The organism is Bacillus cereus group sp. N12, assembly GCF_016483575.1.
Lineage (GTDB): Bacteria > Bacillota > Bacilli > Bacillales > Bacillaceae_G > Bacillus_A > Bacillus_A toyonensis.
This window is the reverse complement of sequence record NZ_JAEHBO010000020.1, coordinates 56,108-68,110: the sequence shown is the minus strand read 5'-3', so window position 1 is coordinate 68,110 and position 12,003 is coordinate 56,108. Positions and strand designations below refer to the sequence as shown.

The following is a 12,003-nucleotide window of genomic DNA, read 5'->3' as shown; positions in this document are numbered from 1 at the left end:
AAGTTTGTAAGATTCAAAAGAAAAACCGATGAAAAGTATACCTTTCATCGGTTAACGAGATGCATACGGGAATATGATTCTGACTTTTGTTCCTTTACCTACCTCAGATTCTAGCTCAATCTTATGATTTAATTTTTCACATACTTCTTTAACAAGATATAATCCCATTCCCGTAGACTCTTTAAATTTCCTACCATTTTCTCCAGTGTAAAATGGATTGAAGACACGTGGTAAATCAGCAGTAGGAATACCAACCCCATAATCTTTTACTTCCAAAATAATCGCCCGTCCTTTTGAACACGCCGATACTATCACTTTTTCTTTCTTACTTGATGAATATTTAATTGCATTTGACAGTACTTGATTAAGTATAAATCGAAACCATTTCTTATCTGTTTCTACAATAAGATTCGGATCTACTTTTACCACTGGATACACATAACTACGTATAAATAGACGTTTATTTTCATGAATAGCAGAATCAATCATTTCCAATAACTTCAATCTGTCCACATGAAAATCCTGTTCAAATGTTTCTAAACGAGCAACATATAAGACCATTTCTAATCCTTTTTTGATTCTTTCCGTTTCTTCATTAATACTGTCAAATTGAGAGTCATCTGCATCTTGTGTAATTAACTCAATAACAGAAAGAGGTGTTTTCATTTGATGAACCCATTGATTCATAAAAGTCATTTGTTCTTGTTGTTTTCGTTCCCATTTTTTTAATTGGTTTTGATAATATTGATATTGAGTTTGTAGTAATGTTTCTAAGGCCATTGATAACGGAGTCAAATCACTATCTTTTATTGATTCATTTAACGTTTCCATTGGTGTTGATAGACGCTTGTAGAATGAACGATGACTATAATAACGATATATTAAATAACCCATTAATAAAAAAACACCCAAAAATACAGAATATAATGCTGTCAAAATATGTGGATAACCATCAAACCAATATATAAAAAGAATGATAAGCAATTGGGCAAATGTATAACAAATGAGTGGAATATGTTCTTGTAAAAATAATTTCATTATTCCTTTCCTTCCCTCTCCCAAGTAGCATGCAAACGATATCCAGCACCACGAACTGTCTCCAGTGCGTTTTCAATACCTAAATCTTGCAATTTCCTTCTAATTCTCCCTATATTTACACTCAATGTATTCTCGTCTATATATGAACTATCCCATAGTTGCTCTAAAATCACTTCACGTTTTACAAGGAGTGGAGACTTTGTTATCAATATTTCCAATAAAGTTGTTTCTTTTCTAGTAAGTATAATTGTCTTATCTTCTAGTTGAAGTTCCATTCTTTCTGGGAACAGGAATAATCCTGATTGCTCAACTATTCGTTCTTTTACTTTAGGAGCATATTCACCGTATGCTCTCCTGAGTTGACTACGGATTTTAGACATTACAACTTCATAATAAAAAGGTTTCGTAATGTAGTCATCACCACCATTTTCTAAAGCCATAACTTGATCCATCTCTCCACTCCTTGCAGATAAAAATATAATTGGACAAGTAGAAATAGCTCGTATTTGGCGACACCAATAATAACCGTCAAAATTAGGTAAATTTACATCTAATAGCACTAAATCTGGTTTTATCTCTTGAAATATTTCTAAGATATTTTCAAAATCCTCTATAATAACACTTTGGTATCCATATTTTTTTATATGAGTTCCCAGTAATTCAGCGATTTTCATATCATCTTCTACAATCATGATTGTATTCATTTCGTAATCTCCTTTAATTTAGGTGTAATTTTTAAAGTTCGTTTAGTGTTTTATATTTTATTTATTTAAAAAAGATGATATCTTATATCCCCCCTTAAATGCAATAAGTATCCATTAAAGTGTATATTTATTGTTTCTAAATTAATAAACATAATAGAGATGGTATTCATCTTTTTTTCTTTACTTAAAATAGTATGTTGACTCTTCAATTGGATGAGTAGGATATAATTGAAAAAGCACCCTGTTTACAGGGCGCTTCATTTTACCAATTTATTCCCCCATTTTTCTGTACATTAAAGGAAATATTGAGACCTGATTAAAATAAATGAAAAAAGGTGTTGAACAAAAGTTCTACACCTTTTTTTCTAAATAGAAATAAAACAACACACCATCAACTGTATTATATACCCCATACTCTGCTCCATGAAGTTCTAAGATGTTTTTTGAAATGGCAAGTCCAAGTCCTGTTCCACCTTGCGACCGTTGTCGTGCTGTATCAACCCGGTAAAAACGATCCCAAATTTTATCTAATTGATCTTTTTCGATATGGGCACCTTTATTTTCGATGCAGATTTTTATTCGACTTGGCTCATCTATTGTAGAAACAATAATGTCTTCTTTTTCTGGAGTGTAACGAATAGCATTCGTGATAAAGTTTGTGATTACTTGTTCAATAAGACGATAATTTGCAATGACTTCAATCGCAGAAAGATGTGTGTGAATATGTAATTGTTTTTTTGTTATCTCCAAAGATAACTGTTCACATATATGCTGAATGGCAATATCAATATAAAAAACATCCATCTGCATTTTATACGTACCGGATTCAAATTTTGCTAACTCAAGCATATCTACAATCATCATATCCATCTTATCTACTTCTTTTTCCATAGCCTTAAAGTAATACTCTCTCTTATGATCTGCAACACCATCTTTTAAAATAGAAATACAACTTTTCATAATACTTAGAGGTGTCTTTAACTCATGCGATACCCCAGAAATAAATTCTTTTCTTGTATTTTCTAATTTTTTTTCTTTCTCTATATCTCGTTGTAACTGTTCAATATGTGAGTGTAATGTATTTGAAAGTAAATTAATATTTTGAGATAAATCACCAATTTCATCTCTCGATTCGACTGAAACCCTTTCTGAGAAATCTAGGTTTGCAATTCGTTTAGTTGTCTTGTTTATTTGTAATAAGGGTTTGGCTATCTTTTTTGAATAGTAAAAAGAAGATAGAAAAATAAGAACCAACACAAGCAAAACAATATAGACATAGTACTCTTTTATCATTTGTACAGCTTCATCAACTGGCTGCAAGGAAGCCATTGAAAAAATGTATGTTACTTCACCATTCTTGTCCTTTATCGGTTTTATTATTATCTTATATTTAATATCATTCTGTTCATAATCTATTTCTTGTAACGAATTGTAGTTAGCATTCTTTTTATTAAGCAATAAATTTGCCTGAAACTCCTGTATCCTTTCCATAAATAAATTATTTGTATAAGCAAAATTAGATTGTTCATTCACACCCGAAAGTTGAACATTTGTAATATTGCCTTCTAGGTATGTTATAGGTAGTTGTTCTTCGGATGCTCTTTTATATTCTTTAGTATCTATTTTAGGGACTTCTATAGAATTATATTTATTTTTTTGCTGTATTAAAATATCAGTTATTCTTTTTTCTAATATCGGATTTATCAAATTTAGATTTTTTGTGTTAGAGAATAAAAGATATGGAATAAATGTAGAATTATTTTTTATCCCCTGCAACATAACTGTTTTTCCTAAAGGGAATATTTCATTTAACATATCTCTCGTATAATCGCCTTCAAACTTGAAATTATACAGTGGTATAGAAATTGTAGAGTCCGCGAATTGCTTTTCTTTATTTTTAGACTGATTTAATTTTACTTCTATATAAAAATCATTTACATTCTTTAAATACCCCTTACCATCTAATGTGGTAATCCATGTATTATGTTCTCGATAGAAATCTTGCTCTAGTTTTTGATTAACTTGTGAATTGCCTTCACTTTTCAAATAATCCTTTTCAAAAGAATTCACGTTTATTTTGACATCATTTACTTTTTTATTCGTATAAAATTGTTTAAAGAATATTGTTTGGCCAACAATAATGGTTGCCAAAATGAACATACACAACACTGTTGTTATCATAAATAATTTTAATACAATTCCTCTTTTCAATATTTGACCTCCAGTTAACAAGCTGCTTGACAATAATCATAACACTCTTAAATTTACCTTCCCATTCATTCCATGTTTCACCAACATGTCTATTCACTATACAATTACACCAATTAATAACAGCTAAGATACATGTTTTATAAAAAACTCCCTTGATCAACTTGTTTTTTCTTTATATATTTACAACTAACCATCTACATATTTTGTCATAGCTTTTAGTTACGATTATATGATACATGTTTTATGTAAAGATAAAATGCATTTTATCTTTACATCTGCAAAAAAAGGCCCTACCCACGTGTTAACATAAAATATATGTATAAAAAAGAGAGGTAAATTTTTCTATGTGATTTTTGATATGGAAATCCGGAAGAAAAATAGATTTTGTTGCAAGATATGTATAAGATTTGGAATTTATAATGTAAAGCTTCTTTATACATAGAACGCTTGGAATGGATATGACTAAACACTATATATAGCCATTGTTATTTTTTGTATGAGCTCACTGTATAAAAAAAGAAATTATATGTTTAGACATAATTCGAAATCATTTCAATCTATTTCCTGTACGTTAGAACTCTCGTTTTAAAAACTTAAAGGATTATGTGGACCTAACTATCTATTGAATTAAGATATTATAAGGGCCTTTGGCGCAAATCTTCTCAATATTTTTATCAATCCCTATTTGAGTTGTATAGGCACAATTTAATCCTACAATTTCTCCAGAAATGAGCAACACAATAAAAAAGTTGAGGATTCCCCCAACTTTTTTATACATTTATTGTCTTATTAATCCTGTAGATGTAACCTGATATGTTCTTTTATTTCCTATATATTCCTGTTTTCCATACTCAAGGTTAGTTAAAGTCGCTCGTGTTTTTTCCTTTGCTGCTTCCCCTTCTATATGAGTTAATTCTATATAATCCCCTACTTTTATAGGTACTGTTTGGGTTTCAGCATTTTGTTGTCTATTTCCCACGATTTCCTTATCATAAAGAAAATCAGCTAAATACGTAGTTATTGATTTAGAGTTTGATTACTTTAAAATTTTATCAAATGTTTTTTCAATTTTATCAGCATCCTTTGATATTGCTAAAAGGATATAGTTATCTTTTGTTTTTAAGACATGTTTTTCTATTAAAAAATATTCGTCAGGAAGATAGTCTTTAAAGCTTTTGGATTTTTTTTCAATCCTACTTAAAATTTTCTCTTTAATGTTTTTTACATTTTTCATATCTTTTACTTTAATCGCAGCAATTTCATCAGCTTTAATATTTGTAGGAGCAGTATATAGCACAAAACTTTCGATCTCATCAGTATTTATGTTATATAGCTTTTGAAGCTTTTTACTATCTCCTTCCTTCATTTCTTCTAAGTTCGCAACCTGTTTAATCTTCTCCCCTATTTCTGTAGCTGAAAGGTTATTAACATTTTCTTTTTTTTCAAAGCAACCGCTTAAAGCTCCTAAAGTAATCATACAAACAATAATAGTAATAACGAATTTTATATTAAAAATTTTCAACAATTTTATCATTAGTTTAACTTCTCCTTTTCATTTAGTTGTTTCAAACATTTAATTTAAACAAGGATTCTAACGATTCATATTTAATGAATATCGCCATAAACATAAATTAATTAAAGACGAGGATAACGCTCTTGATAGCTAGGACATATATTAAATACAATTGATTCTCTTATTCAGATAAATTACTTATAGATGGATCTTCAAAGAAGGTATTTACATTATAAAGCACTAATACATCATTAATTTTATTTTTCTGTACCAACATATTTAGACTATCTGTATAGTATCTAAGATCGACTATATGAATTTCACTAAAATGTGGTAGTAAAAAAGGCAGTAAAGAATTTGCATAAGAATCTTTGAAAACTAATAATTTTCCCCCACTCTTATTATCAGTTTTTATTTTTATTAATGGATGATTCCCATTGAAAAATACAGTATATTTATCTTTTTTCTTGATGTTCTCCATTTCATAAAGAGAAGTTGACGTTTTGCTTTCATCACCATACTCTAATTTATATTTATTAGCTTTCTTTTGTTCATATAATTCAATACTATCAGGATCTATATTTCTAAAGCCTGCTTTTGAATATAGGGATCCATAAAAGCTATTTGTAATCTCTTTAATGTTGAATGAATCACTTTTATTAGGAGTGAATTTCATGTTTTTTCCCAGCTCTTGATAGGCATAATATGCGCCTTTAGTGGTCCAATGATGATCGGTTTTGTAATATATATATTCATCTTTTTTAGAACTCAATACAGGATATACATCAATAAAGTTTATATCCTTATCTAAAGATTTTTTTACTTTATTAATATACGTAAGCTCATCACTATGAGAAACATAGTTTGGGAGCTTATTTTCTAAAATACTAATTGCTGTAGGTACTAACATGACTTGCATTTTCACGTTAGGATTAGCAATATGAAAATCATTTATTGCTTCTATTTTGTTTTTTACATCTTGTTCTTCAGGCTTACTAAACTTTTGAAGTAAAAATCCATCTTTACCTATATACACACCATTATTTTCTTTCTTTCCTATTGTTCGTTCCATATCAGATTTCACAATTATCCAAAAGTCCCTAAATGCAAACTGATCAGAAATATATTTTTCGTAGTTAGAAGTGAATTTTTTTCCTATTAGATTTTGGAAAGAAAACTCTGGCAACTGTTCTAGTTTTCTATTTTCTGTATCTGAAAATATTTTATTAGGAGTTAGTAAATTTACGCTAAACATTCCTCCTATAAAGAGTGACAATAATCCTGCCATCGTACATTTGTATATTTTTTCATACCGATTCAAGTAACTCACCTCTTTCAAACAAATACGATATCATTAAAACCTAAAATATAAGAATGGATTATATGTGTCATTTACTAAATACCCAGTTGAAAGAACTGCTAGTATGACATAAAAAACTGGAATACCAATAGCACCTGGTAACTTTAGCTGTTCTCTAATATATACAAACGATCTTTTTGGGAACGGTGTTGAACAAATTGCTAGGACAATAAATAGCATAAAATTGGTTGTTATATAGTATAGAGTTTTATTATCCAAGAAAACAGATTGATTAAAGCCAAACATTGTTCCTAAGAAATTCATTGCTACTGATAAGTTTTCAAATTCAAAAAACACCCATCCAATTAGAACAATGATAAGTGTATACACATGTCCGATAAAGCTCATCCTATTTTTAAGCCATTTTAAAAGAAATAGCTTTTCTAGTGTTACAAATAATCCAAAATACAATCCCCAAACAATAAAATTCCAGTTCGCTCCATGCCACAATCCTGTTAAGAACCAAACTATAAATAAATTTCTAAGTTGCTTAATTAATCCAGTCCGATTTCCGCCGAGAGGAATGTATACATACTCTCTAAACCACGAACCTAATGATATGTGCCATCTACGCCAAAATTCGGTTACACTTTTTGAGATATAGGGATAGTTGAAGTTTTCTGGAAAATCAAACCCAAACATTTTACCTAGTCCTTGAGCCATAGCTGAATATCCTCTAAAGTCAAAATAAATTTGGAAAGCAAAAGCAATAATCCCCATCCATGCTGTAATGATTGTAAGTTCTGATATAGAAGTTTCTTTTACACTTGTCCAAAGAAGTCCTATATTATTAGCTAAAAGTACTTTTAACGCCAGTCCTCTAACAAATAATTCCATACCTTCACCAAAACGATCTAATGTTACTTTTCTTTCTTGTAATTGTTTATCGATATCACTGTATTTTATAATAGGACCTGCAACAAGTTGAGGAAACATCGTAACATAAGTACCAAAAGAAATAATGTTTTTTTGCGCTTGTACTTTTCCTAGATAAACATCAATTACATAAGACATCGTTTGAAAAGTATAAAAAGAGATCCCTACTGGAAGAGGAAGAGTCTCGACCGGAAGATTTAAGTTAAAAATCGTATTGATGTTATCCACCACGAAACCATAATATTTGAAGAAACCAAGTATTCCTAAATTTATTATTATGGAATTAATAAATATCGCTTTTGTAATACCCTTTCTATCTCTATATTTATCTATGAGCACCCCATTAATATAGTCAAATATGGTAGAGAATATCATAATGACTATATACACTGGCTCACCCCATGCATAAAAAATGAGACTGACGATAAATAACATACAATTTCGAAGAACTTTAGGTGATACGTAATAAATAATAAGAACTAATGGTAAGAACATGAAAAGAAAAATTAAACTACTGAACACCATTGTTCTTTCACCTCCTACAATTATTTTTTCTTGAAAATTTACAGTCCTTACATAAGAACTGTAAATTTCAAGTATAGGTACTACTTAACAGCACCTTTTAATTGTTCAAGTAGTTGCTTGTAATAATTAGCTTTAAAATGTACACCATCTTGATCATGTAAATCTTTGTTTTTTTCAAATATTGGAGATAAATCAATGTACTCTGCTTTCTCAGCTTTTGCTAATTCTTTAAGTTTCACGTTATATTCATCAATATGTTTATATTGTGGGTATTCTTGTAATACCTTATCTGCAACTGGTGTAACAGATAAAAGGTGTATGCTTACATTTGGAAGTTTTTCTTTTATTTTTTGTATTAATTTGGAATAGTTATCTATTGAAAACTTAACTGGATTTTCGATAGGTTTTCCTTCGAGATCCATAGGCATCAGTAAATCATTCGTTCCAAAACTCATAAAAATATGTTCAGGTTTTTTTTCTATTACTTTGTTAACATCTTCCTCTATAGCGATTGCTGTAACTTTCCCCTTGTCAGCAATAATATTTTTATCTTCTATTAATTCTTGATCAATCATTCCTTCAGTAATGGAATCTCCAAAGAATAAACTATTTTTAAAAATAGGTTTATACGCACTATCTTTTGATGTTTTTTCATGCGTAGCATTTTGAGTAACCTTATTTGATGGTTTTTCAGTCCCGTTATTTACACAGGCTGCGGAGGACAATACAGCAGCCCCCATAAGTAGACAAACGCATACTTTCTTTAACATTTCTATCTTCCTCTCAAATCATTATTTCGTAAGCGCTGGTGTATATAGCACTGCTATTTTGTTTTCAATATGGACCTTCCGTTTACAAAATATAGATTAAGCGTTATAGGTAAAGATGAGATGCAGATTATATAGATATAATTTAAAGAATCCACAGTTTGAAAATTAGTTATTAAATAACTTAACAGATGAATAATTTTATGCTTATATTTCTGAAATTGAATATGAAATTTGTTTGAAGAAAATGTGTTTAATAACCCATGAAATGGTTTGTTAATTATCGATTTCAAGGTAGGGAATATGTGTTAGTTTAAACAAAAAAGGAAGTGAATTATTGTAGCTAGCAATAATTCACTTCCTTTTTATATTAGCTTTATATACATTAAACAAATTAAAAGAAATAAATAAAAACACGTTTTTGTTTATTTTAATTGATTTTTTAAATATTCTAACCAAATCGAGTAAAATTCAGGTTTAAAATGGATGCCATCATTAACATAGAGATCTGGATTATCTTTAAATATCGGGGACAAGTCGATAAAATTCACCTGTTCTTTCTTTGCTAACAATTTAAATCCTTCGTTAAAATCATTAATGTTATTATAACGCCCTTCTTTTTGTATACGTTCTGGTGTAACTGGTGTAATTGATAGGATATTTATTTTTGTATGAGGTAATTTTTCTTTTATTTTTTGAATCAGTTGGGAATATTGGGTTATTGCAGATTCTTTAGTTTCACTAAGATTACATAACCCAAGTAAAATAAATATATTTTTCGGTTTTTGATTAACTACTTGCTCTATATTTTTTTGAGCATCTCCAATTGATTTCCCTATACCACTTACAATGTTTTTTTCGTCTAATATATCAATATCATGAAGTCCATCTGTAATGGAATCCCCTAAAAATACACTTGATTTAAAAATAGATTTAAATGTCGAAGTATCTATATTAGACGAAGAGATGTGCTCTTTTTCAAAAGTGGTAGAAGAAGAGTCTGTTTTAGGGACTGGACTAGTAATAACTGTCTTACTATCTGGATTTCCGCAAGCTGATAAAGCGATGATACTTATCAATGGGATTGTAATTATTTTTTTAATCATATACAATTTCATTCCTTACAGTGCTTTTATTAGTAAAATTAGATAACATTTTTACTGATAAAAACCAAATTTTAAAGATAACCATGTATATACTATAGACGTTGATCTTTCTGGAAATTTAGTTGAAAATGATCCGATTCATTGTATACTCCAAATTCATATCCTTTTTCCTGATAAAATTTAATGATTTCTGGAAGTGCTTGTAATGTCTGTGGTTTTTCATGCATTAACACCACTTCTACATCCTCTGTTGTTGTACGTTTTACATCCTCTATAATTTGCTGGGGATTATCTTTTAATTTCCAATCATTTGAATCAATTGTCCAATCCCAAACTTTCATTCCAGCTTCTACAATTCGATTACGAATTTCCTCACCCTTTAATCCTGGTGCAGATCCATATGGTGGACGGACTAGTTTAGGAGTTGTACCCGTAATATTATGGATAAGATCTAACGTTTCTTTCATCTCTGGTACAAATTGTCCTTTTTTGTATAACTTATCACTATTATGTGTCATACTATGTGCACCAATATAATGCCCTTCTTTTACTGCTCGTTTTACATTTTCCTGAAAACCTGTATTTTGTAAATTGCTACCTTGCATAAAAAATGTCGAAGCAACATTTTGCTCTTTTAGTACATCTAAAAATTTCCCAGTTAATTCGCTAGGACCGTCATCAAATGTTAAATAAACAACTTTTCCTACTGGCTTTCCATCAGGTCTTTTTTGTTTTGCCGGTGATGTTTCCTTTTTCTTTTCTTGTTGTTGCGTATTAACATATTTCATACTTTCCTTAGCCACTCCCTTCGCTGGGGTAGAGTTCCATTCCCCAATTAAAAAGAATGTGAAAAAGGTCGTTGCTAATACAACTCCTAGAGATATTATTGCCTTAGTTAATACACTTGTTTTTTTCTTTTTTTGTGATTCTTTCATTATTTTTCAATCCTTTCCCTATTAATTTTCATATTCATTATTTATAAGGCTGAGCCTTTACTCGACTGAATCATTAGTTTCAACCGGTATTTACAATAAATAGATTAATAGAGACGGATAAAGATAAGATGCAGATAATGTCGATTTTGTTTAAAAATGATAAAAACGTGTAGAATTTTCGTTCTACACGTCTTTATTTAAATAGAAGAAAAATAACACTCCATCTTTTGTATTCAATACACCATATTCCACGCCATGCAGGTCTAGTATATTCTTTGAAATCGCAAGGCCTAATCCTGTTCCACCTTTAGAACGTTGACGAGACGTATCTCCTCGATAAAAACGATCCCATATTTTTTCTAAGTGTTCTGGCGCGATATGAGCCCCTTTATTTTCTATACATACTTTTACACGTTCGTTCTCTTCTATTGTAGAAATAATAATATTCTCATGTTCTGGTGTGTAACGAATCGCATTCGTAATAAAGTTAGTTATAACCTGTTCTATTCGATGAGGATTTGCAACTACCCCAATTTTAGAAAGTTGTTTATGGACATGTAATTGCTTAGCTGTTATATCCGAGGTGTTACTTTAGGAGGTAATTTACGCTTATTTTAAGCGCTATTTTGCACTATAAGTAAACATAAAAAAGCCCCCTTTAATGGAATAACTAAGATATTTATCAAATCCTATACTCATTAGTCATACTCTAATGAAAGTTCCTTGTTCTTTTCTTCAATACTCGTTTACAAAAGGCGTTAAATGCACAGCGAACTTGCCATTCGATACGATCGTTCTAACATGCATTTCCTCTCCCTTCGCAACTGCAAATGTGGGTGATGATTTCCCCTTTCATAACCTCCAACAAGATTTTTTATAAAATGCTAAATATCGGAGATTATTAAAAAAATAAAAACCCAACTGAATAGCAAGGCAGTTGAGTTTAGAAATTACTTTTTAATTCATTA

9 protein-coding genes and 2 pseudogenes are annotated in these 12,003 nt (G+C 29.9%); all 11 read right to left on the bottom strand.

The genetic code is table 11. The features are described 5' to 3' along the window. Positions 1-51: 51 nt before the first annotated feature. On the bottom strand, positions 52-1,038 hold the full coding sequence (locus tag JDS92_RS12630; protein ID WP_199631987.1) for a sensor histidine kinase: 987 nt from the start codon (positions 1,036-1,038) through the stop codon (positions 52-54). Continuing rightward, entirely contained in the window at positions 1,038-1,742 is a 705-nt protein-coding gene (locus JDS92_RS12625; RefSeq protein ID WP_098710997.1) for a response regulator transcription factor, read from the bottom strand. The genes JDS92_RS12630 and JDS92_RS12625 overlap by 1 nt, the downstream gene beginning before the upstream one ends. A gap of 351 nt (positions 1,743-2,093) precedes the next feature. After that, a complete protein-coding gene (locus tag JDS92_RS12620; RefSeq protein WP_199631986.1) occupies positions 2,094-3,953 on the bottom strand; it encodes a sensor histidine kinase in 1,860 nt (619 codons plus the stop codon). Positions 3,954-4,731: 778 nt separating this feature from the next. After that, positions 4,732-4,950 (bottom strand): annotated as a pseudogene (locus JDS92_RS12615) (DUF3472 domain-containing protein); the annotation flags it as partial. Between the two features lie 39 nt (positions 4,951-4,989). Next, entirely contained in the window at positions 4,990-5,487 is a 498-nt protein-coding gene (locus JDS92_RS12610) for a DUF4358 domain-containing protein (RefSeq protein ID WP_098711000.1), read from the bottom strand. Between the two features lie 160 nt (positions 5,488-5,647). Then, on the bottom strand, positions 5,648-6,787 hold the full coding sequence (locus tag JDS92_RS12605; RefSeq protein ID WP_098711001.1) for a DHHW family protein: 1,140 nt from the start codon (positions 6,785-6,787) through the stop codon (positions 5,648-5,650). 33 nt (positions 6,788-6,820) lie between these two features. Beyond that, the gene (locus JDS92_RS12600) at positions 6,821-8,227 is read right to left on the bottom strand and encodes an MBOAT family O-acyltransferase (RefSeq protein WP_098711002.1); all 1,407 of its coding nucleotides are present in this window, start codon (positions 8,225-8,227) and stop codon (positions 6,821-6,823) included. Positions 8,228-8,307: 80 nt separating this feature from the next. Continuing rightward, positions 8,308-8,997 (bottom strand): GDSL-type esterase/lipase family protein, encoded by a 690-nt coding sequence (locus tag JDS92_RS12595; protein WP_098711003.1) that lies wholly within the window; start codon positions 8,995-8,997, stop codon positions 8,308-8,310. 422 nt (positions 8,998-9,419) lie between these two features. Then, the gene (locus JDS92_RS12590; RefSeq protein WP_098912084.1) at positions 9,420-10,100 is read right to left on the bottom strand and encodes a GDSL-type esterase/lipase family protein; all 681 of its coding nucleotides are present in this window, start codon (positions 10,098-10,100) and stop codon (positions 9,420-9,422) included. Between the two features lie 92 nt (positions 10,101-10,192). Beyond that, positions 10,193-11,035, bottom strand: a complete 843-nt coding sequence (locus JDS92_RS12585) for a polysaccharide deacetylase family protein (RefSeq protein WP_098711005.1) — start codon at positions 11,033-11,035, stop codon at positions 10,193-10,195. A 183-nt stretch (positions 11,036-11,218) separates the two neighbouring features. Further along, positions 11,219-11,620, bottom strand: a pseudogene (locus tag JDS92_RS12580) (sensor histidine kinase); the annotation flags it as partial. Between the last annotated feature and the right edge of the window lie 383 nt (positions 11,621-12,003).